Below are 25110 nucleotides of genomic sequence, written 5' to 3'. Positions count from 1 at the left end.
CTCATGTATGAGGGATACCCGGACTTTGAGCAGATTATCGTCACCGACAGGCAAAGGTTTATTGCCACTTATCGGCAAAACGACGCCTATTTTTTATACCCCGAATCCGTCAGTATTCTGGTTGCTGATCCACTGGCGTTCTCGTTGGATATTGTCCGCAGTCCCAGTACCGACAGCGTCTACGGCTGGTTGAATTTCACTGTCGAACTGCAGTATGCCGGCGAGCAAAGCCTGGCGGAGTTCAAACAACAGCACCCGGATAAAGCCATTAAGGTGCTGCCCGTGTTGCCCGGCAGCCTGGGGTTTAACGTCCCTATTGAGTATCACAGCGCCCTCAGCGGGCAAAGCTATGACCCCACCTGGTATTCGGCGCAGTGCACTCAATTTATTATTTTGCTCAATTCGGCCAGCACCGAGCTGATTGAGAAAACCCTGCAGGATGAAACACTCGGTTTTAATGCCCGTATGGACGGGTTTGTTGAGGGCGTCTCGCCCCGTCTGGCCTATTCCGTCGAATTTGATCCCAGGGCGCTGATGCTTGATTTAGCCAACGGGGTCAAAGGTTCACAAACTCTCGACGACAGTCGGGTGGCCTTTGATTACGGCCTGTTGACGCAATATATCTATCAAAATATTGCTTTGTTACCGCTGCAAATCAGCCCGCCTTTGCCGACAAAGGATCCTGAACAAAACCTGCTTTTCAGTCAGGCGTTGCTTGATCGGCTTTACAATTTGCTGGGTTCTCCCTACGCCGGTCCGGCCTCCAGCAACACGGCAATGATTGCCCTGACGGTGCCTGATCAAGGCGGCCGGGTGATTTTCAAACTCGATTCGCTGGTGCTGAGTCGACGCCCTCTGTGCTTCATACTGGATCCCTTTGCCGCTGCGCAGCAAATCGTCAAAACCACTCCCGATGCCATTATTCACCGTTCTACGGCCCCACCATTGCCCTCGGGTGAGCGGGAGATCGACGTCTTTTACGCCTATCCGCTTGGGTTGAAAAGCAGCGTGTCTGTCGATATTCAGCTAACCCTGCCGGGTGGCGATATTTACCCGGTGGAGCAGACGCAAACGAAGATGCTGACGCCAGATCAAAGCCGATTGATTTTCCGCTTCAAAACCAGCGCGCTGGAAGTGGTGCCTTTCTTCTACCAAATTCGGGTCAACTATTCACAGGATGGCAGTTGGCGCAAGCTGAGTAGCGAACTGCGCTCCTGCGCCAAGCCTGCGCTGGTACTGGATTACGCCGCGCTGCCCTGCCAATTTCTGACCATCAGCCTTGATCCGGGGTTTGCCCGGCAAAGCCGAATTAGCGGGCTTTATCATTCCGCCGGCTGGCTGCAGGATTTGGCGTTAACCGCGGCCGCCTCCTATTTCAGTTGCCCTATTCTCGGCGACGAAACCTATGCCGAAGCGACGGCCTACCAGCTAGGCGACACCGGCGTTGTCGCTTTGCCCATGCCGATAACTCAAGCCACCACTATCGGCGCTTACAGCTTCCCGCAATTTGGTGCGCAGCAGGCGCGTATCACCGTCCATTTTCCGGACAACCTGCCCACTTTCAAGGTGACATTCCAGCAGCAAAACGAAAGCCGCACGACGGATCACATCTTTACCCACCAGCAAAACAGCTTCGATTATCGATGGAACGTTACCTCTATTTTTGCAGCCGGATTTCGTTACAAAACCGACGATAGCCCATGGTCCGAGATTGTGACCGGCGATCAAACGATTGATGTCAAAGGTGAAAAATGAACACTGATGAGTTGAACCCGCAACAAGCATTGCAGAATTTTTTCCTGCTTGGCAGGGCCTTTGCTTTCCACGACCAAAGCCTGCCCGCCGAGTGCTACACCTACGGCAGTTTCATACCGCAGGTGATAATGGACACTCCGGGTGGCAAGGTCAGCGCATTGCATTTGCTGACCAGCCCCGGCGGCGGCCTGGCGACCTTCATCGCCCCCAATATGCCGGTCGATACCGCGGCAATTGAGGCTTACATCCGCCAGCATTTCATTCCTGCGCCGAAACCGATCCGTCTGGAACAAGGCGATATTCGCCAGACGCTGTTTCTGCGTTTTGCTCACCAGCCTGAATCTGACAGTTATAACGTCGAGTTTGAACAGTCAAAAATGCCGCTGACCCATGCCGAGTCAGCGTTGTTGGACAATGCCGTTCGCGGGGCCAAAAACCAGGTTTACCTGGTGACGCACAGCAAGTTCACCGTCAGCAGCCGCGTCACCGCCAGCCTGGAAACGGACTGGGTGGCCTTTTTGACCCTGGCCTTCAACCAACAGGCTCGCCAGCCAGAGGCCATTGCCATTCTGCTTAACCAACAGATCGACGCCGGCGTGGTCATGCTGCTGGAGCAGTTCGACAATGCCCCGTCGGAGCAGACCCGTGAACTGGTCAGAAACGCGCTGGTGAAAACCGCATCGCAATTGGTCAGCAACACGCTGCGAAATATCCACTCCATAGATGAGATCCCCAACCAGCTCAGCTATGACGTGAAATACAGCAATAGCGTACTGCAAAGCTATTTGCTCGCGCAGCAGCAGGATATCGCCGCCCTGCTCGGCCAACTGCCCGCCGACAGCATCATCACCTTTACGGCAACGCCGTTGCCGGAGCCCAGCAGGCCGGATAAACCGGTCAAACACCGGCAGTGCGTGGTCAGCCTGGGGTTCAACCCTAATGGTTTCAACATTATGTCGATCGAACTGCGCTATGCGGGTGAACAAACGCCTATGCAGTGGCCCAGCTTCCCGCCGGTGACTTTAAAAACGCCAAGCCCGGTGAGCGAAATCACCCTCAAAGTGACCTTTTCCGACTACTCCAGCTATGAAAAATCGCTCGGCTGGCAAGACGCTATCGCACTCACCCCGCAAGACCTGGGTTTTTACAGCGTGCTGTTTGAAGCCGAACACCTGAAGGCTGATTTCAAAACCCTTTCCGGCAGTGCCAGTTACACCCCTGCCGGCCAGGGTAAAAAACAGAACTTCAGCTTTGCGTTTCCTGCCCAGCCCTGGTTGGCCAACTGGTGGATCAATGCTCATTCAGCCGGACTGAACGGCCGAATCGAGTACCGCTGGCAAGGAAAAACCTCGTCGATTTTCCCGAAAACCTACGACTCTGGCCCTCAACAGGCCAGCGCCAGCCCCATCAAACTGCAATACAAGTAGTCACATAAACAAGAGGAACACCCTATGTTAACCACCGCTTTGCAGCAATCGGTCAAAATCCCCACGGATAAATACCTGGGCATTAAAGAGTGCGCCTATACCTGTTACGGAGACAGCCTCGACAAGGACATTTTTTACGTGGTGCCTGAAACGCCGGTGTTTGTCGCCAGGGATACGAACAGTCCAAGCTTTATGTTCTACAAGTATCGCAGCGAAGACACCCAGGGCGGCTACGCGCAGTTTACCGTGATGCTGCCGTTCCCAACGGTAGACCTGCAGGCCAAAATTCGCGCCCAGCTGTTTGGCAATATCCAAAGCCAGCTGGAGGCGAAATCAGCCCTGATCGTCAAGTATGTCAAAGCGGAACAGGACTACGCGGCAGATCCCGAGAACGCGACCAAAAAAGCGACTATGGACACCGCGCTGCGCAACTGCGGCCTGAACGATGAACAGGCCAGCAAGTTTGTCGCCCTGTACGATCCCAACAAGGGCCCTGACCAGTTTCTTGCTCAGCTACTGCCGGAAAATGCCGAAAAAATCAAGCTGATGCAACCGCGATACACCTCGGCACAGGCGGCTTTGATTCTCGACAGCAACGACAAATTCTACCGCCAGATCCCGACCACGCTGTCACCCTCCGGCCTGGGAGATAACAATACCGTTTTCAGCCTGTCGCTGACCGGCGAAGGCGCTACTTTGTTCGAACAGGTGCTGCAAGGCACCGACAAAAACTCCAGCGTGGGCATTCGCTTCGACTTTAACCTGGACGCCTCTTTGCCGGCGGCCAAGGTCACCGTCAGCTACGACAGCGAGATCACCAAGTCGGTGACGCAAAGCATCAGTTACCACACCTGGTCGGCCGATGAGAAAAAGATTGAGCGAGAATATATCGAGAAAGGCGCCATCAAAATCGACGTTCAGGTCGGGTTGACCGCCAAGGAAATGGGAATGGATGATGCCCAGTACATCAAGTGGAAAGAGGGTCTGACCGCCTGGGGGCAGAAACAGGTAGAGCAGATTTTAAGCAGCCAAACCGGGCTGGATATGAGCCTCGAATTGCTCAATGACGCCGACGGCTTTGATAAATTCCAATCCAGCCTCAAAGAAACCAAAAGTTTTACCCGCGTCTATGATGAAAACTCGGTGGTTTCCTTCGCTATCGCCCCACAGACTCAGTTGCCGTCTATCCGATCCATCGTCGGCGAACCCAATCTGAAAGAGTACTTTAAAGAGTACGACCTCAACGATCCTTTCTACCAGTACATACAGCCTGAATTTTTCGTTACCGACGATTTGGCGCAATATAACGTCGCCAATATCGTGGTGACTGCCATCTATGATAAAGACAACCAGAGCACCCTGCAGTTTTCCCCGAGCGACAGCACCCCGAAAAAAACCGGTAAGTGGTTTATCAAACCCGAACTGGGCCGTGCATTTAAGTATTCCTACACCGTCAACTTTACCGGTCTGCAGGCCAAACCCTACCATTCCGGCGAAATTCAGAGCGATCAGGATTTGATTATCTCCATTAACGTGGCCGAATGCGGCATCGTTTATGCCGATATCTCTACGTTACTTAACCCTATGGGCTGGAAAGTCTTTAGCCAGGTGGTGATCAAAACGCAATACTCCGATCCGGACAAGGGGGTCAAACTCAAGACAGATAATCAGGTGGTGAATGAATCTACGCCACCCAGACCCTTTATCTATCCGATTGGCGTCGACGTGGATAAACCGATTTATTTCTCCACCGACTACTATGCCCTGGACGGCGACAGCCTGACCTACATTCCCAGCGGGGTTGAAACCAACCCGCAACTGCCGGGATATGGGCTGATCCGCGGTCATCAGATCCTGGTCGCCAACGCCCTGCCGAAGGCGCAGAAGTACACCATTATCTTTAAGCCAAGCCAGAAAGACATCACGCTGATCACCTTTGAAATGGTGGTGTTTTATCAGAAATGGAACTTCACGCAGTCCCAATCCCTGGCGCTGACCGAGTTCGATACTAAATCCCTCACCCAGTATCTGACCTTTGATCTGATGCAGGTCGAAGCTGACAACGTGCCGCAGATCAAATACATCGCCACGGTGTATTACGGCGAGGACAACCAGGAGAAAACCGTTGAAAAACCCGTGACGGGCACCAGCACCATCGTAGTGGTGACGTTCTAATCGGTACAAAACGCAGGGCGAAACAACTTTGCCCTGCCTTCACCTTTATCAAATGGGATTGTCGCTATGAACAGCCAAATCGTAGTGCAAAACATCTGTTTTATCCGAGCCGATCCGGACAGACCCATTTATTACTATTGCGCGGCTGCACCGAGCATTAGCGTTATCGATGGAAACCAGCCCGCCGTCCAGCTGCAGATTTTCCGTAACAGCAGCCAGCCGGCGACGGTTTACTATGCCATGCTGTCGCTGCAAACCCAGTTGGCCAGTAGCTACGAGGCCGCGCAGGCAGCAGCAGCGGCCAGCCCGGAGATACCTCGCGATGCGATATTAATGCCATTACAGGCCATAGCCTGCAGCGCCACCCTGGACATCCCCGGCTTTGTCGCCGGCCAAACCAGCAAAACCTCATTGAGCGACCAACAGAACTGCTACCTGCTGGCCAAACTCCCCCCGGAGGCGGATATCGCCCTGCTGGCGAGCCTGATGGCAACCCCCGCGACCGCGCCCATCGCCATCAGCTATAAAATTGACTACCTGCAGCAGCTGCCACCGGCCACTTTCGAACTGGAGGCCCGCTGGGACCAGGTTTATCAGTTTCTGCAGGAGTCATTCGGTTTCAACCTGTTGATATTCTCCGTCGATATAGAAGAAACCTCGTCGCGGTTAATCAGCGAAAAAGTCGTGACCATTAAAGTCAGAGACACCGATCCCGACGGCCACTTTGCGCAGGCGGCGGCTGAACTGACGCAGATCTTGATCAGCGAGTTTTTTACCCCGGTGTTTGCCGATGTGCCGCAACAAGCCAAGCCAAAGCCCGGTTTTTATCTGCAGCGGCTGTCGGTAGAGGATATTGATCAACGACGTTTAAGCGGCAAGCTGAGCGAAACCACCGTAGTGAAACGCTCGCTCTATCCGCAGGCACTGTTTGCCGAGTTGGTCGCCGGTACCGACTATCAGGCCGATCGGGTGATCGGTCAGAGCGATCTGCAGGATGACTTCTTCGCCCACCGCGAAGTTCGGGTCCATCTGCTGTCGGATGAGTGGGATGCGAACGTCCAACTGGTCACGGTGCGTTTGCGTTACGGCAAGGACAACAAGCAGTTCACCTTCCGTAAGGACGATACCGGCCCTAAAACCTTCAGGTCACCCAGCATTACCGATCCGAAAACCGGAAAAATGCTGTGGCCGGTCGAATACGACTTCACCGTCTATCTCAACCAGGCGGTGGGCGGCGTGAGATCGGTCAATTCCGGCCCTCTGCCAACCGAATTGAATGACGTTTATCTGGACATTGAGTCGCTGTATGGCCGCTATGATTTCGTCATCAAGGCAGCCAGCCAATTTGACTGGCGCTGGTACCAGTCGGTGTTGGTCACCCTGCGCTGCCGTCATATGAAGCTGCCGGCATCCAGCCTGTCGAAAAGTTTTCAGATTAGCGAGACATCGCAGCAGCATAACTATCCGGTCATGCTGCCCAACCCCGACCTCTATCTGTTTGAAGTCACCAAAGAGTACAGCTGCGCCGCCAATTCGCCCCATATCCCTGCGGTATTGAGCGAACCCACCAGCCAGGATGTGTATCTGTTCTCCAGCCTGTACCACCAACGCGTCTTGACACTGTCCGCCGACATGGATTGGCAACAGGTCGAAATGGTGCTGGTTTCAGCCAGCTATGCCTACCTGCCCGGGGATGACGACATCTTGCAGCAGGTCTTTCAGTTTACCGAATCCGATGCCGCCCCCCAGCGGTTCAGCGCCGACCAAATCGATCCGCAACGCCTTAGCGTCGACCTGGAGATCTGGTTCACCTACCAACCGGGCCGGCAAGGGGATAAACCCGAGTACGTCCAAACCTCAACCGTTCAAGACGATATCGATATCGCCAACCTCAATTAAGGAACCGCCATGTTATTACTCAGAGCAAAAACCGCCACCATCAAAAATATCACCTTCTTTGCCGATGACTCTGATGACAATCAGTTCTGGTATTTACCCGGTGATATCCATATCGCAGAGAAAGACGGTAAACCGATTTTTTCATTGATTAAGTACACCGGCGACGGCACCGGCCAGCAAGGGGGTTACCTCAACTTCGAGGTGAATACCGCCATCGATTCCGCCGAACTGGACAGTGCCTTCAACGAATACCTGCGGAAACTGAAAGTTGATCCGAAAACCGCCCGTAAGGCGCAGGTCCCCTATGACAAAGGTACGGTAAACTTTTTTGTGCTCGACGTGGGCAGTGCCAACGGCGAGTTGATCAGCGCGCAGTGCCCCAGCCTGTTTGGCAATAACAGCGCCATTTTCAGCGCCAAACTGACGCCGCAACAGGCGGTGATCCTCGAGACCGCGTTTAATAAGGCACAGGCCCCGGCCGCCGTGGCCTATAACCTCGGTTTTACCGGTATCACCCCGGCGTTAAAAGTCGAAGTCGAGGCCAAGTTTGAAAGCCTCTACAAGGAGTTTGACCTTAAATTCGGCGCCAATATCCCAATCCCGGTAGAAACCCCCGCCAGTTTCTGGCTGGGATTTGACAGCGTGATCAAGAAGTTGCAGCAGGATCAGAAATTGATCATCAAAGTGACCGAAAGCATGCCGAGTGAAGAGGCAGCCAAAGAAAAAGAATGGGCGCTGCAATTCGTCAAGGAAGAGATCCTGAAAAGCTTCTTTACCGCCTCGCTCAAACCTAATGACGACAGCAATACCCAGGCCAAATCGGCCAGCGACTCCATTTTGGACTCGCTGATTTCGAGCAATAAAGAGGGAGAAGAAGGCGGTAAAGGCGGGCTGTTCCCCAGTGCCTCTCTGGAGATAAAACTGGTGCGGATCGAAGAAACCAAGAGCCTCAACTTCAACTACATTTCCTCGAAAGCCCTCAGCCAATCTGCCGTGCCGCAAAACTTTATCGGCAGCGATATCCTGCGCGCCAAAAAGGAGCCGCCTTACTTTATTGAAGTTAACGTCAACGACCCTTTCTACCAAAAAATCGACTTCACCGTGCTGGGGCCAGACGGCTTTGCCGAGTACGGCATTAAAGCCGCCACCTTCAAAATCAGTTACAACCAGCAGGTTTATACTTCCGAGCCTTTTACTGCCGATGACGGTAAATGGAGCAAGGTCATGTCCCGCAGTAGAGACCCGAATGAACGCTTTGTGATCGACAGCGAATATGCCTTCAAGTCTGCTGCTACCACCGGTTGGGAAGGCAGCAGCAGCTATCAGCCACGGTCGATTTCGGCCTCGACCCTGCTGAACCTGGATCCCGGTTCGGTGTTGACCTTCAACGAGATCTCGATTTTCCTCGACCGAAAATTCTCCTGGGAAAATTGCAATCAGGTGATTGTCGAACTGACTTATCTGGACGACAAGCAGAGCCGTAAAACCAAGAAATACCTGTTTAATTCGGATAAGACCGAAGAGCAAACCTTCAAGTATCGCTGCCTGACCGAGAAACCCTGGACGGTGAATTACAAAATCACCTATCTGCTGGTCGGCGGTGACAGCGTCACGCGAGACGGCAGCGAAAACCCACCGGCCATCGTTATCCCGGCCGTGGCATAGGTGACTGACGATGGTCGAACGCAATGCAGTATTACCAGCGGCATGGAACGCCCTGGTAAGCGCCCTGTGCCAAAAAGCACCCTATTTACGGACCACGCTGGCGCCCGAGATCGCCCGTTTCAGCCAGGCTCGCCTGGCTTCCGGTTGCCTGTCCGCCGCCTTTAACACCAGCCTGCTGGGTTATAACGGTTGCCCGCTAGAGTTCACCGTTTCGTCATCAAAGCCGCTGGCGCTTGCCTGTACGCTGGATCCTTTTTTACCTCGCTACGCGGAAAACCGCGATATCGAGGCTTTTTATCGACACAGCCAAAAGATCACTGCCTCGCCTGTTGAACCTGATACTGAACGTTGCTTTGCCGAGATAGGCCATATGCAGCGCCAAAGCGCTCTCCCTCTGAGGTTCGGCTCCTGGTTAGGTCGAAAATATACCCCGGAGGCGGTTAAAACCAAGGTGTACTCGGAGGTGCCTGAAGATTGCGCCTGGCCTGGCGACGCGGAAGATTTCCCGACGAAAGACTGTCGGCAAGCCGGTTTATCTTTACTGATGGCCGGCTATTATCCCGAGCGGCCGGCCTCGCCGCGCGAATACTACTTTCAGTGGCACAGCGCGCTCATCACCCACGCAGATATTGCGACGGTAATGGCCTTTTTTGGCTGCGAGGCGCTGTTCTCTGCGCTGGAACCCTTGCTGGACCAAGCCCTGCAGCAAACCTTGAGTCACGAGGGTTTTCCACCCACCACCTACGGTTTTAGCCTGGTCTACGCTCCAGACGGCAAGCTGGAAAGTTTTACCCTGTTCACCATGGCAGCCAGTTTCTTTGGTGATAACCAGCGCGTATTCCCGGCGCTGCAAGCCTTGTTGACGCAAAACGGTCAGGCATTGCCCTTGTTGCAACAGCTGGTGGATAAGCAGATCGACCTGCAGTTCAACGTGGTCGGCTTTTCGGTTGATCTGCAAGGGCATCACGCCACCAGTTGCACCTTCAGTCCGCAAAATACCCGCTTTGAGGCGTTGCCGCTGGAAACTGCCCCTGTGGCGTTCAAGGCAGGAAGACCGGGTCTGGCGACACTGCTGGCGCAACAGTGTGCCAGCGGCGCCTTTGCCGCCCATGTCCGAACGCCGGACGGACGCTGGCATCAGGATGAAAACGCTTTTGTCACTGCGCAGGTGTTGCGCACCCTGGATTACACCCCGCAGACCGCGCCGTTTATTGAGAAAGCGCTCGATTTTTTGCTGGCTTGCGAGGCCCGCCCGTTCCACTTCAGGTTTTGGCCCAGCGCCGCCCATCCGCGATGGATGGAGAACCAGAGCATCTGCGCAGATATTGACGACACCGCCATCATCACCGAGCTGCTGTACAAGTTTGGCCGCATTTCATTGTCACGGGTCAGCCAGACGATTTCACATATGAACGGCTATCAGGTACGCCGGGTCGATCCCCGGCTGGTCGCCGAACAGCACCAATGGGCACAATGCCAAAGTTTTTATACCTGGATGAAGGACGACAACGACATCCGCCAACTGGATTGCTGTGTGAATACCAACGCGCTGATCCTGCTCCATACGCTGACGAGCGAAAACGGTGCCGTATTGCCGGCCTACCGACGCATTATTCAGATGCTGAATCAGGCGGTGCAATGGAGCGACGGCCGTTACGATCGGCTCAGTACGCTAACCCCCTATTACGCCCACCCCGGCGAATGGCGCACCACCCTGGAGTACGCCAAACAGGCGGGGATCCCGCAACTCTCGCCCGTGATTGACGCATTGGCCCGCTGGCAATGGCCCGCGGAACCCTTGGAAAGCCCGCTATACCGTCGGCACGACGGGCGCTTCCTCTGGACCTCTTCCTGCCTGAACCAATTCAGAACGCTGGCCCAAACCGAATCTACTGAGGATAACCATGAATACCTTTCTCAATGACCTGGTGGCACTGAACCAAATTATTCTGCAGAATGCGCGCGAACAGTTTCCTGACGTCACCGCCAAGCAGCTGCGTTATCGACGGGCTGCGCCCATGGCTGCGGAGGATCTGACCGCCGAGGTCTGTACCGAGGTTGTTTCAGGCGAAACCCGCTACCAGATTGCCACCAGCACCGACGGCACCAGTTGGAGCATGAAACTGGACTTCGCGCTCAGCCGTCAGGTGCCGCAAATACCCTATGTGGTGCTGAGTTTTACTGCCTTCGGCAGCGCCGAAGAGATGATCTTCGATCAGGTGCTGCTGACGTCACAGGAAAACCGCTACCAGGCGCAGCTTGATCTGCAGCGGCTGGAGCAGCGTGACGCCCTGCTGCGGGCCTTGTCCGACTACGATGCGCAAACCACGCTGGTGGTCGCGATTAAAACCGAGCACGGCATTACCAATACCGTCACCGATCCCAAGATTTTCTACTTTGCCGAAAACTACTACCCGTATATCTATCAGGGCATCCTGCCGCCACCGCCGCGCCTGCAACTGATCCTGACGCCGCTGGAGTACCAACAGCTGTGGTACAACTACTATCAGGATTATGTGCGCAAGAATTACCTTTACTACCTGCCCGATACCTTCCTGCTGGCCACCGATGGCTACGGCAAACCCATGCTGTCGATTTCTTTCTCCGCCCCTGAACACGCTACCTCGCTGGGGGAAGTCCAGGTGACCTTCGACTACTTTCTGTTACCCAAGGTCAATCAGGGGCGAATTGCCAACGCCACAGAACAGTTTTCGCAAATGCAAGCGGACGCCAGGCTGGTGCCGTTCGCCAATGCCGACACGCTGACGTTGCAGCTGGCGTTGCCCGAGGGTAAAACCGAGGAGAAAAATGCGCTGATCAATCTGCAAAGCGGCATTGTCGATTCCTTCACGCTACCCGCCCAGCAATTTGCGCTGATCTGGGACGCGTTATTCGACCGCTCACCGCAAAACCTGCTGCTTAAAGGGTATCTGGCGGTGCAATTCATCGGTTTCAATCCGGACCATCTGCCGGTGATGTTGGCGCTGGAGGCCAAATATCAGGACAAGGTGCGCGACTTTATCAAACAGTCCGCCCCGGTGGATATCGACAAAACCCTTGAATTCAGAAGCGACAGTGCGGCTTATGACCCGTCGGGACCGCGTCCGATTAAACGCATTTTGGTCAATATCGACAACCAGACCCTGGAGCTGAACAAAGACCACCCCAATCATGACGTCACTATCAAGGTTTCGGCCCTGGATCTGATCCTTAATCCAGATAAAAAGCTGGTTTATCATTATGATCTGCAGGTTTTCTACGTCGATGGCGGCATGACGCCCTACTACGATAAAACCTCCAGCTTCGAGATCATTTACGTACCGTAAACGACAGCTCTGCCGGTAGCGGCGGCGGCAGGCTATGCAGAGCAACCCAGGTCGGGGGAAATTCCGCTTCCCCCAGGCCTGTCAGTTACGCGCTCTGAGACTCCACAAAGTTAAGCGCAGCGCGCAAGCTGGAATCGTTGATCGCAATCGGCAGCAGGTGAATCGACTCGCCCTGTTGCAGGGTGCGTTCGATCAGCCGTTTGATTTGCGTGTCATCATGAATATCCACCTGCAACGCTGCCAGACTGACCGGCAAATCCAACCGCCGGTAAAGCGCTATCAGCTGCGCCACGGTTTCCGGCTGCCCCAACAGTGCGCTCTGCACCAGAATACCGTACGCCACCTTGGTGCCATGCAAGAAGGCATCGGTTTGCGGTAGCGCGGTCAGGCCGTTATGCACCGAATGCGCGGCGGCAATGCGGGTATAGCGATCGCCCAGCCCGCCCACCAAACCACCGCCGGCGATAATCGCCTCCAGCACATTAAGGAAGTCCTGACGCAACTGCCCTTCTGCCTGAGCCTGTAGCGCCGCCTCGCTTTGATTGAGCAATACGTCGCGCAGCGTCAGTGCGGTGTTGAGGCCCAGTTGTACGGTTAACGGCAAACGTTCCAGCTGCGGGCTAAGCACCACCGCTTCATACCATTTTGCCAGGGTGTCGCCGATACCGGCCAGCAAGTATTCCCGCGGGGCACGCAGGATAATTTCCGGTTCTACCAACACCAGATGGTTGGCGTCATTGAAAATCTCGTAGCGCAATGCCTGCCCCTGGTCGTTGTACCATACCGAGAGCGGCGTCCAGGCGGCACAGGTGGCGGCAATGGTCGGGATCGCCACCAGCGGCAGCCCTAAGCGACGGGCCACCACTTTGGCGGTGTCCAACACGGCACCGCCGCCAACGCCGATCACCACCTGCCGATCCGCGCCGGCCTGGCGCACGATATCCTGCACGGTACTCTCACTGCAGTGGCTGTTAAACAGCACCCGACGAGCCTCGGCATCGTCGAATATCGCCGGTAACCAGGGTTTTGCCGCCGCCAATGCGCGCTCGCCATACACCCAGAGCGCATTTCTCAGCTGCTGCGGGGAATAAAATTGCGCCAGCTGGTCAATGGCTCCGGGGTAAGCGAAATAGTTGGCGGGGCCGGCGACCACGCGGATGGAGTTATCACTCATGCTCAAGTCCTTATTTTATCTGCTGTTGCCATCATAGGGGCGAGGACGCCAATCACTAATACTCTTTTGCATTAGCTTATGTTTTTTCGTTCATTGTCATCCGCCGGCCCGCCATGGAAACTGGCTGCCACAATTCATCCTTTCAATAAAAAGCCATCCCAATGGTGACGATGAATTGTCCTCTCGCTTTTTAATGATGCTTAACCATGCAGGGTAAAACTCAATGAAATTGTTCAACACCTCACTTCTGGCGCTAAGCCTGTTCGCCGTGTTTCCCGCATTGTCCGCCTCCACAGCCGCCCCGATCCCGGCAGCGATAGCGAATCATCAGGGGCCGATCCGCATTGCGGTGATCCGCAATTTGGGCTCGGACGACAATACTACGCAGTTCGTATCCGGAGCAGTGCAGGAAGGCCGCAAGCTGGGCTTTCAGGTCAATACCTTCCTGACCAACGGTGACGACGCCAAATTCCAGGACTTCGTCAACCAGGCCATCAGCCAGAAATACGACGGCATTATTCTGTCACAGGGGCGCGATCCCTACTCAACCGCCCTGCTCAAACGCATCGCCGACAGCGGCATTGCGGTGGCCGCCTTTGATACCGCCGTGCAGGGCGAAATTCCGGGCGTGACCCTCAGCCAGCAGGACGACGCTTCATTAACCGATCTTTCATTTGGCCAACTGGTAAAAGATTTCAACGGTCAGGCGAATATCATCAAGCTATGGGTCGCGGGGTTCCCACCCATGGAGCGGCGTCAGGCGCAGTACCAGAAACTGCTCAAACAACAGCCCGGCATTAAAGAGCTTGAATCCATCGGTGCGGTGTCCTCTGACGTTCAGGGCGATACGGCCAACAAGATTGGCGCGATCCTGGCCAAATACCCGAAGGGCAAAATCGATGCCATCTGGGGCACCTGGGATGCGTTTAGCCAGGGTGCCTATAAGGCCCTGCAGGAGAATGGCCGCACCGAAATCAAACTCTACAGTATCGATATCTCCAACCAGGATCTGGCGCTGATGCGCGCTAAAGACAGCGCCTGGAAGCTCAGCGTGGCGGTTGATCCCAAGCTGATCGGCGCCGTTAACCTGCGTCTGGTGGCCAATAAAATTGGCGGCGAGAAAACCCCGGCGACCTATGAATTTAAAGCTGCGGCGATCCCGCAAGCCCTGTTGCTCAGCCATCCGCAGGCCACCAACGTCGCTTCTCTGGCGAAAGTGATCCCGGACTGGGGTAAATCGGACGATTTCATCGCCCCCTGGTTCGCCACGCTTGAAGCGCAACAGGCTAAAAAATAAGGAGCGGAGATGGCAACGCAACCCCTTGAGCAGCCCGAGTACAGCCGCAATATGCGGCTGATCGGCCACAGCGATCAGGGCGGCAGGCCGGACGGCGTGCAAGTGATGGTCCATCGGGGCTATGCCTATATCGGCCATATGGTTTCGCAGGGGTTTTCCATCGTCGACGTGCGCGATGCGAAGCACCCACGGCCCGCCGGCTTTATCCCTGCGCCTGCCGGCACCTGGAATGTGCATTTACAGACGCATGACGATTTGCTGCTGGTGATTAACGCCCGGGATTTATTTGCCGACGTCCGCTTCGCCGATGAAAAAGTCTATTACACCCGCGCCATCAGCCAGACCGTATCTAACAGCGATCTCCGCGGCTGGAGCGCCGGGATGCGTATTTTCGACATTTCCACCCCGGACCGGCCACGGGAGATTGGTTTTCTGGCGCTGGAGGGCATCGGCGTGCACCGCATCTGGTACGTGGGCGGTCGTTGGGCTTACGTTTCGGCGCTGATCGACGGCTATAGCGACTACATTTTTTTGACCGTCGATCTGGCCGACCCTCGCCATCCGCAAATTGCCGGGCGTTGGTGGCTGCCGGGCATGCACAGCGCCGGGGGTGAAACGCCCAACTGGCCGGAGGGCAAGCGCTACGCTCTGCACCATGCGATCATCAGCGGCGATACCGCCTATGCCAGCTGGCGCGACGGGGGGCTGACCCTGTTGGACATCAAGGATCGCAGTCAACCGCAGTTAATTGCCCATCGCAACTGGAGCCCGCCGTTTGGCGGCGGCACCCACACCGCACTGCCGCTACCGGATCGGGATCTGCTGGTGGTGTTGGACGAGGCGGTGCTCGACAACCAGCAGGACGGCGAAAAGTTGATCTGGCTGTTTGATATCCGCCAACCGACCAACCCGGTGAGCATCGCGACCTTCCCGCAGCCGGATGAACGCGATTACGTCAGCAAAGGCGCGCACTTCGGGCCCCATAATCTGCATGAGAACCGTCCCGGCAGCTTTATCAGTTCGACGCTGATTTTCGCCACTTACCAAAATGCCGGCGTTCGCGCCTACGACATCAGCAACCCTTATCAACCGAAGGAAACCGGCGCTTTGGTTCCCGCTGCGCCGCAGAGGATGATGGACACACGCCCTGATCGTCCGCAGGTTATTCAGTCGTGCGACGTCTTTGTCGACGCTCAGGGGATCATTTACAGCACGGATTACAACGGCGGTTTGTCGATCATTGAATATCTGGGCTGAAAAATTCATATCGCCTACCGGGGCGACCTGCTGTAATCATCCTCGGGCGGGCGGACACCACCGTTTCTGGCCGCCATCACCAGCGCAAACGCCGCCAGCGCGCCGGCGACCAGGTAGGTGATCTGCATGCCATTCGCAACGGCATGTGACGAAGCCAACTTGATATCGCCGGTGTGGGTTGCCATCAGAAACAACGCCCCCATGGCCGAGGCGCCGGTGATCAAGCCAAGGTTGCGCGAGAGGTTGATCATGCCGGAGATCACCCCACGCTGCTCGGGGGCGGCATGCTTCATCAAGGCCGTATTGTTGGCGACCTGAAAGAGCGCATAGCCCAGCGTCATCAGGCACAGGGGAGCCACATAGCCGATCACGCCCTGATTCAGCGACATCATCGCCATGATGCCTGCCCCGAGAGCCATGGTCGTCAGCCCCACCAGAGTGATCCTTTGCGCCCCGAAGCGATCTACCCACCGACCGGCCGGTACCCCGAGCAACGCGGCGACTATCGGCCCCGCCGACATCGCCAGCCCCGCTTGTCCAACCGCCAAACCCAGCCCATGCGTCAGATAAAATGGCCCTACCACCAGCGTCGTCATCATGATGGTCATTACCAGCGCACTCATCGCCAACCCGACGCTCAGCCCCGGTTGGCTGAACAGCGCCAATTGGATCAACGGGAGCGCCGTACGCTTTTGCCACCGGACAAATAACCCCATCCCCAGCGCCGCGCCCAGCAACAACGCCAGGTTGACGACGCCAAAGTCACCGCGCCCCAACGTCATCGACAGCGCATAACAGGCCAGCGTCCCCCCAAGCAGTAAGGTCCCCGGCCAGTCAAACCGACCGCGTTCTTTTTGCCGTTGCCGTTCTCCCTGCGGCAGGGAGCAATAAACCAGCAGAAAGGCCACTATGCCCACCGGTATGTTGACCAGAAACATCGCCCGCCAACCGAAACCCACTATCAGTGCGCCCCCCAGCGAGGGGCCAAGCGCCGTGCCGATGGCCGACATGCTGCCCAGCAACCCCATGGCACGGCCGGTATTTTCTTTACCCACCGTCTCACCGACCAGCGCCATGGTCATCGCCATCATGATTGCCGCCCCCAAGCCTTGAGCAACGCGCGCCGCCAGCAATAGCCAGATGCCGGGCGCAACAGCACAGAATCCGGACGCCAGGGTGAACAGGGCAATCCCTGTCAGCAACAAACGGCGGCGCCCCATCCTGTCTCCCAAACGGCCCATGGCAATAATCGAGGTGGTAACGGCCAGCAGGTAGACGATAACTACCCATTGCACCGCCTGAAAAGAGCTGTTGAGCGCCTGCGCCAGCGTCGGCAAGCCCACGTTGGCAATGCTGGCACCCAGCGAGGAAACCAGCATCGACAAAGAAAGGCTGGCGAGGATCCCACGCAAATTGGCCGGCGGGCTGGCATGTTGGGTTATTGACTTCATGTTGCTGACTCCTGAAAGAACCTGTCAGTAGCCTATGCCGTCCGCAGAGAAGGCGGAAGGCGCAGCAAATGCAGTTTATCAGTGCATCAAACGCCTTATCACGGTGGACTCGTACCCGCATTAACAAGCAAACGCCAAAACGGCTTCAGGTAGATGATGAGGGACCCCTTCAAGGAGAGATAGACAATGAAAATCGACCTGCTGTTTGATGATCTGTCCATGCGCGCCGTGCAGTACAACGCCCGCGCCTCGGTAGAAAATTTTGACGCCTGCATGGCGCAATATGAACAACTGGCCGCGCAGGCCAAAGCGCAGACGCCGGGGATTTACGATATCCACTACGGGATGGGCGTCGCCGAGCGCCTAGATTTATTCCCTGCCCCCCGCCAGCCTTCCCCACTGTTGGTGTTTATTCACGGCGGCTATTGGCACTCCCAGCGTAAGGAAGAAGCCTGTTCGATGGCGGCAAACTTCACCCAGCATGGCGTAGCGGTCGCCACGCTGGAATACACCTTGCAACCTGAAGCCACGCTGGCAGAAATCGTCCGCGAGGTTCGCAGCGCAATAGCCTGGCTTTACCACCATGCCGGCCAATACGGCATCGACCCAGAACGCATCTTTGTCAGCGGCAGCTCGGCCGGCGGCCACCTGTGCGGCATGCTGATTGCCGATGACTGGCAGCACCGGTATCAGGTGCCCGTCAACGTGATCAAAGGGGCGCTGGCGCTGAGCGGCCTGTACGACATCCGACCGCTGTGTGATATCTACATCAATGACTGGATGCGCCTGACGCCGGAACAGGCGGCAACCCTCAGTCCACTGTTTATGCTGCCGGAAAAGGCGAATGCGCCTCAGATCCTGCTCGACGTCGGCGCCAAAGAAACTCAGGGGTTCAGAAACCAGACGCTGGCTTACTTCGCCGCCTGTCGGGAAAAAGGGCTGAATGTGGCGCTGTTGGAAGATCGGCACAACAACCATTTCACGCTGGTTAACGAGTTGGCCAATCCCCACAGCACCCTGTTCCAACAGGTTATGGCAATGATTAAGTGACGCCGTGAGTCACTGCGGCGCCCATTCGATGGTAGAGCCTGATTTTAAGCGCGATCGTCGCCGTCGCCAGCGCCGCGAACACCCCACCGGAGAGCATGATGCCCTGCTGCCAAACATAGATTGGCAGCTTTAAAATTCTTTGGCTCCCCAGTAAACATCTCACGCACCGACTGCGGGTGTTTATCGATCTGCTGAGTGAACAACTGTTCCCGCTTTAGCGCCCTTTTTTCTTACGCCAAATTGCGACTTTGCTTTGCCTTAAAATGACTAAGCCAGATGCCATGCGGCATTGGGCCAGCTTTATTGCCGGGAACGGCGTTCGTGATATTCCATTTTGAAATATGAAATTTCCGTTCGTTCTTTCGGGGTCAATGAAATCGCCACACAATGAAATCTGAATCGCAGGCCGGCACATAACCGCATAAAAAATCAGGTTTTCTATCTTGTCATCGCTCATAACCGCTCAATTTGCCCGTCGGGTGCTGGACAGCCTGCCCGAAGCATCAGCCCTGTCGGCCGCCCGCCTTGGGCTGATAGATTATTTCGCCTGCGCATTACCGATCGCCCAGGGCGCACTCACCGACAGCGGCCTGACAGCGGTAAAAACAGTGTTCCCGCCGGTCGGTGCCGAAAACCGTGCGCTCTATTTCGGCTATATCAGCCATTCGTTGGATTTTGACGATTACCACCCCGCGCTGCGCGGGCACCCCAGCACGGTGGTGCTCTCTGCACTGCTGGCGTTGACCGGCGATAACCCGGACGTTGACGCGCTACTGACCGCCTATGTCGTTGGCGTAGAGGCAGCCGGACGACTGGGACTGGCTGCCGGTACTCAACACTATCAGTTGGGATTTCACAGCACGGCCACCCTGGGCGCCGTTGCCGCCACTGCGGCGGCGTCACGCTATTTACAACTCACCTTGCAGCAAACGCAGGTCGCCCTTGGGCTGGCTGCCACCCAGGCCGCCGGGCTGCGCAGCCAGTTCGGATCGGCCGCCAAGCCGTTGCACGCAGGGATCGCCGCTCGGGCGGCAGTCAATGCCGTGCTGCTGGCTCAGCTGGGTTTTGCCGGTCAGCCGGAAGGCGTGATAGACAGCCTGTTGAGCTCGCATGGCGACGGACGGCAGCGGCCCGAGCTGTTGACGGCCGATTGGGGGGCGCCGTGGCGTATCCTGCAACCGGGGCTGGAATTTAAACGCTATCCCACCTGCGGCGGCACCCACAGCGCAGCGGAGGCCGCATTTATCCTGCGCGAGCGCCTGCTCGAACAAGGCATTGCCGTCGGGGATATTCCCGCTGCCATCGCCAAGATCCAGGTCAGTTTTCCCCCCGGTGCCGATACCGCGCCCTATATTCGCCGCCCGTCAAACGGAGTTGAAGCGCGTTTCAGCCTGGAATATGTCATCGCCGATGCGTTGTACAGCGGCACCGTACCCTTGATGCACTACGGTGAGGCCCTCGTTGACCCAAACATTTCAGCCCTGGCGGCACGGGTTGAACGCCATGCAGACCTGACGGCACCGCCAGACGAGCTGGATGCGGAATTACGCTTCCACCGCGTCACGCTAACGCTGCACGACGGCCGCCAATTAAGTGACATCGTCACAAGAAAGCAAACCGCCGCCCGACAGACCGACGTCGGCGCGAAACTGCGCAGCATCCTGCTATTGCTGCCGCATTTGAACGGTGAGCGCGTGATCGAGGACTGCGCGCTAACGCAGCCCGCCGCGCTGAGCCGCTTAATTGAATTATTAAACCAATAATAAATATAGGAATAATTATGAGTACTTCACCTTCAACACCATCGCGTCAATTACGTCTCGGCCTGTTTGTTCAGGCGTTGGGCCATCACGTCGGCGGCTGGCGTGCCGAAGGGGCCAGCGGGTCACCTACGGACATTGACTGGTTCACCTGGATTGCCCAAAAGGCCGAAGAAGGCACCTTTGATATGTTCTTCGTCGGCGATGCGCTGGCGACCAGCGTGCACCGTTTGCCTTCCACCCTGTCCCGCCTGGAGCCGTTGACGCTGCTGGCGGCGCTGGCGGTCAGAACTCGACACATCGGTCTGGCGGCCACCGCTTCCACCACTTTCGATCAGCCTTTCCACCTGGCACGCGCCATGGCCTCTATCGATCACATCAGCCACGGCCGCGCGGCCTGGAACGTGGTGACGTCGTTCTCAAGCGACGCAGCACGCAACTTCAGCCGTGACGATCTGCCTTCGCACGCCGAGCGCTATGAAGTGGCGCGCGAGTTTCTCGAAGCCAGCTACAAACTGTGGGACGGCTGGGAAGAAGACGCCATCGTGCGCGACAAGCAAAGCGGCAAGTATGCCATCGATGAGAAAATTCACGCCGCCAACCACAAAGGCAAACACTTCTCGGTGCAGGGCCCGCTGAATATTTCTCGTTCGCCGCAGGGCCGCCCGGTGATCATCGAAGCCGGTTCTTCGCCTGCCGGACAACAGCTGGCCGCAGAAACCGCCGAGGTGGTGTTTACCGCCGCCGCCACGCTGGAAGAAGGCCAGGCCTTCTATCGCAGCCAGAAGAAATTTGTCGCCGATGCCGGCCGCAACCCGAATCACCTGCTGATCCTGCCTGGCGTGATGCCGATCATTGGGCGCACCAAGGCCGAGGCGCAAGAGACCTGGTATCAACTCAACCAATTGGTGGACATCGACAACGGTATCGAGCAGCTTTCGGCACGCTTCGGTTTCGATCTTAGCGGATTCCCGCTTGATGGCCCGGTACCGGACGTCGGCACGACCGAAGGCGGCCAAAGCCGCGTGAAGCTGTTGACCGATCTCGCGGCACGCGAAAACCTGACGTTACGTGAACTGGCTGCGGTGGCTGCCGGGTCGCGCGGGCATCGCGTGGTGGTGGGAACCGCCGAAGAGATCGCCGATGACTTCCAGCTGTGGCTGGAACAGCAAGGCGCCGATGGCTTTAACATCATGCCTGCGGTATTGCCGAATCAGTTGGAACTGTTCGTCGAACTGGTGATCCCGGAACTGCGCCGTCGCGGCCTGTTCCGCGAGGAATATCAGTATTCAACCCTGCGTGAAAACCTGGGCCTGCCGCAACCGGCAATCAACTTCGCTAACGTAAAATCGGCTTAATTCGCAGGGAAACATGATGAAAACCAACCTCAAACGCACCGTACTGTCCCTGCTGCTGGCCAGCGCTACCCTGGCTCCGCTGGCCGTCGGCTATGCCGCCGAAGGCGATGTGCCCTTCCGCGCCGCGGTAAAAGCCAGCGCAGATCCCGCACTGCACGACAGCCTGCCGGAAGCAATAAAAAAAGCCGGTTACATCGTGGCGGGCACCAACCCCAATACGCCACCGACCACTTTCTATGAGGCGGACAACAAAACGCTGGCCGGGCGTGAAATTGACGTGATGAGCGCCATCGCCGATCGCCTCGGCGTGGCAATCCACTGGAAGGATACCGGCGGTTTCGACAATATCATCCCCGGCCTGAAGTCCGGCCGTTATGACGTTGCCCTGGCCAATATCGATGCCAACAAGAAGCGCTTCCAACAGGTCGATTTTGTCGGCTATTACAACGCGTCAAAACTGGCGCTAATCGCCCGTAAAGATGCCGCCCTCGGCCCTTACACCGAGCTGGCGCAGCTTTGCGGACAAACCGTCGGCGCCGGGGCGGGCACCTCACAAATCACCCGCTTGCAGCAGGCCAGCGACAGTTGCGTCAGCGGCGGAAAACCGGCGATCACCATTCCGATTTTCCCCGACCGTCCAGCCGGTGTTCAGGCGGTGATCAGCGGACGAGTACCGATGTTCTTTGGTCCGTATGAAGGCCTGCGTTATCAGGCAACCCACGTTAAACCGCTGGCGCTGGCCGGTGACATCAACATTGAGGGCACCACGGTCGCCATCGCCTTGCCGAAAGGTTCCGATCTGGTGAAACCGGTGCAGGCGGCGCTTAACTCGCTGATTGCCGACGGCAGTTACCAAAAAATCCTCGACGGCTGGGATATCGGCTTCGGCGCGGTGAAAACCGCCGGCATCAATGAAGAGATTGCAAAATGAGTGGGCCACAAGCGGCCGGTGATGCCGAACTGCGCATCGTCGGTCATCGGCATTATGGGCGCTGGTTCAGCGCCCTGTTGGTGCTGCTGATCGTCGGCATCATCGCCAATTCGATGCTGCATAACCCGCGCTTCGAATGGGCGGTGGTGGCGGAAAACTTTACCGAAGCGTCGATTATCAATGGCGTGATCATGACGCTGAAGCTCACCGTGATTTCGGTGATCTTCGGCTTCGCCGGAGGCGTGCTGCTGGCGTTGATGCGTCTGTCGGCCAACCCGGTGCTGGTGGCGGTGAGCTGGTTCTATACCTGGTTTTTCCGCGCGGTGCCGATGCTGGTACAGCTTTTCCTGTGGTACAACATCGCGGCACTCTACCCGCGCATCAGCCTGTGGATCCCCTTCCTGGGTGAAGTGGCCAGCGCCCCTACCAACACCCTCATCAGTACCTTCAGCGCGGCGGTGATCGCCCTGGTGATGCATCAGTCGGCTTATGCGGCGGAGATTGTGCGCGCCGGTATCCAAAGCGTCGGCAGTGGCCAGTTTGAGGCCGCCAAGGCCTTGGGGTATCGCCGTGGACAAATCCTGTGGCGCGTAGTTTTGCCGCAGGCCATGCGCACCATTTTGCCCCCTGCCGGCAATGAGGTGATCGGGCAGCTTAAAACCACGGCGGTGGTCTCGGTGATCGCCCTGCAGGACGTGCTCTATTCGGCGCAGATCATCTATCAGCGCACCTACGAGGTGATCCCGTTGCTGTTGGTCGCCACGTTGTGGTATCTGGTGATGACCTCGATTTTGTCGATCGGCCAGTACTATGTTGAGCGCTATTTTGGCCGTGGTAGCCAGGCGGCGCGCAGCAACTGGCTGTTCCGTCCCCGCAAAGCCGCATCCAGCCCGGCACAGGAGGCAGAGTCATGAGCGCCGCCATTCAGATCAACCAGGTGCGCAAGTCATTTTCCGGCACCGAAGTGTTGAAAAACATCAGCCTGCAGATCCCGGCAGGCTCGGTAACGGTGATCCTCGGCCCTTCCGGTTCGGGGAAGTCGACCTTGCTGCGCTGCATCAATCACCTGGAAAAACTAGACGGCGGAACCATTCGGGTAGGCGAGCAACTCATAGGGTACCGCCAAAAAGGCAACCAGCTGTATGAACTGAAGGAACGCGAAGTGGCCGAACAGCGTAAAAGCATCGGTATGGTGTTCCAACAGTTCAATTTATTCCCGCACCGCACCGTGCTGGAGAACGTCACTGAGGCCCCGTTGCTGGTCAAAAAGGAGAAAAAAAGTCTAGTGGTGGAACGGGCAAAAGCGCTGCTGGCCCGCGTCGGGCTGGAACATCGCATTCACGCCTGGCCACGCGAGCTTTCTGGTGGACAGCAACAGCGAGTGGCGATCGCCCGTGCCCTGGCGATGACGCCAGAGGTGCTACTGTTCGACGAGCCCACTTCTGCGCTCGATCCCGAATTGGTTGGCGAAGTGCTGCAGGTGATGAAAGGCCTGGCGCACTCTGGCATGACCATGGTGGTGGTGACGCATGAAATAGGGTTTGCCCGCGAAGTGGCGGACCAAATCATCTTTATGGATCAAGGGAAAGTGGTCGAAACGGGGACGGCAAAACAGGTGCTGGATGAACCGGTACATCAAAGAACGCGTGATTTCCTGGCAACGGTACTTTAAACCTGCATCGGGGGGCATTGCGCCCCTCGAACATTATTTCCGCGTCAGCTCTTTTTCCCGCCAACGGCAGAAAACAGGTTAAACAGCTCGCCCAAGCCATAAATCGAGCCAAGCAACAGGGCTATCATTACCGGTACCATGATCACCACGGTGGCCAAACTCTCTAGCATTTCTAACATCGTTGTCTCCTGGTTTTTAAGCAGCAAAAAGCCTGCCCAGAAAGGAAAATTTCCCTGGAATTTCTTAAGGTTATTTTTGCTTGATTTCAATCTGTGATGCAGATCACAACTCAATATCGCTAATGTAACTTACACAGTTGCATTACCGCAATGCAAAAAAATGCTCTCTGTCAGGGACAACACGATGGCGACCATACCCTGAAGTACCCGTACGCCAATTCAGGCCAGAACACGTATTAGCCAATACCCCTGGGCCTTAGGATTTTTAACGCGTTTTAAGGATTATCCAACCTGCCCTAAGAGATAACAGGCTGGCGATTTAATCATCATCCCAAAGTAAAATGGCGATTAAATAAAATTCGATGTCATAAAATTAAGAATATTTACCTGTTCTATTTTCTTTCGGCAGAATACATTCATCTCAACTTCTACCGGCCGATTAATCAGTGCTTTCTTTGTCTGTTAATTAGGCAATTTATCAGGAAACTCTTATGAACCTTAAACGTGCCGCAGGCGTGATGGTTATCATCATGGCAACGCTTTCTGTCACCGCATGTGGGAATATGTCGCACCGCGATCGCAACACCGCTATCGGTGCCGGCGTCGGCGCTCTGGGTGGTGCAGTATTGACCGACGGCAGTACGCTGGGTACCTTGGGCGGCGCAGCGCTGGGCGGCATCATCGGCCACCAAACCAGCCGTTAATATTTTCAGGCCGGGTAGTTTTCAGTAGAA

At 56.3% G+C, this 25110-nt stretch carries 20 protein-coding genes; 16 read left to right on the top strand and 4 right to left on the bottom strand.

The window, feature by feature from the left end:
* The first annotated feature begins 3 nt into the window (after positions 1-3).
* From LQ945_RS00635 to LQ945_RS00605, 7 genes are all read left to right on the top strand, one after another.
* Positions 4-1755, top strand: coding sequence for a hypothetical protein (locus LQ945_RS00635; protein ID WP_270102033.1), 1752 nt, complete (start codon positions 4-6; stop codon positions 1753-1755).
* Positions 1752-3182 (top strand): hypothetical protein, encoded by a 1431-nt coding sequence (locus tag LQ945_RS00630; protein WP_270102032.1) that lies wholly within the window; start codon positions 1752-1754, stop codon positions 3180-3182. The genes LQ945_RS00635 and LQ945_RS00630 overlap by 4 nt, the downstream gene beginning before the upstream one ends.
* Before the next feature lie 24 nt (positions 3183-3206).
* Positions 3207-5357: a hypothetical protein gene (locus LQ945_RS00625; protein WP_270102031.1), complete on the top strand. Its 2151-nt coding sequence runs from the start codon at positions 3207-3209 to the stop codon at positions 5355-5357.
* 66 nt (positions 5358-5423) lie between these two features.
* On the top strand, positions 5424-7256 hold the full coding sequence (locus LQ945_RS00620; protein WP_270102030.1) for a hypothetical protein: 1833 nt from the start codon (positions 5424-5426) through the stop codon (positions 7254-7256).
* 9 nt (positions 7257-7265) lie between these two features.
* Positions 7266-8921, top strand: coding sequence for a hypothetical protein (locus LQ945_RS00615; RefSeq protein WP_270102029.1), 1656 nt, complete (start codon positions 7266-7268; stop codon positions 8919-8921).
* A 10-nt stretch (positions 8922-8931) separates the two neighbouring features.
* Positions 8932-10845 (top strand): hypothetical protein, encoded by a 1914-nt coding sequence (locus LQ945_RS00610; protein ID WP_270102028.1) that lies wholly within the window; start codon positions 8932-8934, stop codon positions 10843-10845.
* The gene (locus LQ945_RS00605) at positions 10826-12247 is read left to right on the top strand and encodes a hypothetical protein (protein ID WP_270102027.1); all 1422 of its coding nucleotides are present in this window, start codon (positions 10826-10828) and stop codon (positions 12245-12247) included. Before LQ945_RS00610 ends, LQ945_RS00605 begins: the two co-directional genes overlap by 20 nt.
* An 85-nt stretch (positions 12248-12332) precedes the next feature.
* Here LQ945_RS00605 and LQ945_RS00600 read toward each other — a convergent pair whose 3' ends face one another.
* On the bottom strand, positions 12333-13421 hold the full coding sequence (locus LQ945_RS00600; RefSeq protein WP_270102026.1) for an oxidoreductase: 1089 nt from the start codon (positions 13419-13421) through the stop codon (positions 12333-12335).
* A gap of 223 nt (positions 13422-13644) precedes the next feature.
* Here LQ945_RS00600 and LQ945_RS00595 point away from each other — a divergent pair, with 223 nt between their 5' ends.
* Entirely contained in the window at positions 13645-14718 is a 1074-nt protein-coding gene (locus LQ945_RS00595; RefSeq protein ID WP_269934596.1) for a sugar ABC transporter substrate-binding protein, read from the top strand.
* A 9-nt stretch (positions 14719-14727) separates the two neighbouring features.
* A complete protein-coding gene (locus LQ945_RS00590; RefSeq protein ID WP_269934595.1) occupies positions 14728-15975 on the top strand; it encodes an LVIVD repeat-containing protein in 1248 nt (415 codons plus the stop codon).
* Between the two features lie 14 nt (positions 15976-15989).
* Here the strand turns inward: LQ945_RS00590 and LQ945_RS00585 are convergent, their stop codons facing one another.
* Positions 15990-17426, bottom strand: a complete 1437-nt coding sequence (locus LQ945_RS00585; protein ID WP_044551004.1) for an MFS transporter — start codon at positions 17424-17426, stop codon at positions 15990-15992.
* Positions 17427-17612: 186 nt separating this feature from the next.
* Between LQ945_RS00585 and LQ945_RS00580 the strand changes: the two genes are divergently transcribed.
* On the top strand, positions 17613-18476 hold the full coding sequence (locus tag LQ945_RS00580) for an alpha/beta hydrolase (RefSeq protein WP_044551002.1): 864 nt from the start codon (positions 17613-17615) through the stop codon (positions 18474-18476).
* 214 nt (positions 18477-18690) lie between these two features.
* Here LQ945_RS00580 and LQ945_RS00575 read toward each other — a convergent pair whose 3' ends face one another.
* Complete coding sequence (locus tag LQ945_RS00575; protein WP_156033818.1) at positions 18691-18933, bottom strand: hypothetical protein; 243 nt, start codon at positions 18931-18933, stop codon at positions 18691-18693.
* Here LQ945_RS00575 and LQ945_RS00570 point away from each other — a divergent pair.
* Genes LQ945_RS00570 through LQ945_RS00550 form a run of 5 tightly spaced genes read left to right on the top strand, consistent with a single transcriptional unit; the run spans position 18920 to position 24197 of the window.
* Entirely contained in the window at positions 18920-20239 is a 1320-nt protein-coding gene (locus LQ945_RS00570; RefSeq protein ID WP_044551001.1) for an MmgE/PrpD family protein, read from the top strand. The genes LQ945_RS00575 and LQ945_RS00570 overlap by 14 nt on opposite strands.
* Before the next feature lie 17 nt (positions 20240-20256).
* The gene (locus LQ945_RS00565) at positions 20257-21594 is read left to right on the top strand and encodes an LLM class flavin-dependent oxidoreductase (protein ID WP_270102025.1); all 1338 of its coding nucleotides are present in this window, start codon (positions 20257-20259) and stop codon (positions 21592-21594) included.
* Between the two features lie 16 nt (positions 21595-21610).
* Positions 21611-22525: an ABC transporter substrate-binding protein gene (locus tag LQ945_RS00560; RefSeq protein WP_270103030.1), complete on the top strand. Its 915-nt coding sequence runs from the start codon at positions 21611-21613 to the stop codon at positions 22523-22525.
* Positions 22522-23439 (top strand): amino acid ABC transporter permease, encoded by a 918-nt coding sequence (locus tag LQ945_RS00555; RefSeq protein WP_270102024.1) that lies wholly within the window; start codon positions 22522-22524, stop codon positions 23437-23439. Before LQ945_RS00560 ends, LQ945_RS00555 begins: the two co-directional genes overlap by 4 nt.
* Entirely contained in the window at positions 23436-24197 is a 762-nt protein-coding gene (locus tag LQ945_RS00550; RefSeq protein ID WP_020826835.1) for an amino acid ABC transporter ATP-binding protein, read from the top strand. The genes LQ945_RS00555 and LQ945_RS00550 overlap by 4 nt, the downstream gene beginning before the upstream one ends.
* 44 nt (positions 24198-24241) lie before the next feature.
* Here the strand turns inward: LQ945_RS00550 and LQ945_RS00545 are convergent, their stop codons facing one another.
* A complete protein-coding gene (locus LQ945_RS00545; RefSeq protein WP_044550993.1) occupies positions 24242-24376 on the bottom strand; it encodes an AcrZ family multidrug efflux pump-associated protein in 135 nt (44 codons plus the stop codon).
* Between the two features lie 491 nt (positions 24377-24867).
* Here LQ945_RS00545 and osmB point away from each other — a divergent pair, with 491 nt between their 5' ends.
* Positions 24868-25080, top strand: a complete 213-nt coding sequence (osmB, locus tag LQ945_RS00540) for an osmotically-inducible lipoprotein OsmB (protein ID WP_020826833.1) — start codon at positions 24868-24870, stop codon at positions 25078-25080.
* Positions 25081-25110 lie beyond the last annotated feature (30 nt).

Origin of the sequence: Serratia liquefaciens (assembly GCF_027594825.1) — a bacterium.
GTDB classification, from domain to species: Bacteria; Pseudomonadota; Gammaproteobacteria; order Enterobacterales; family Enterobacteriaceae; genus Serratia; species Serratia liquefaciens_A.
This window is presented reverse-complemented; position numbering and strand designations above follow the sequence as displayed.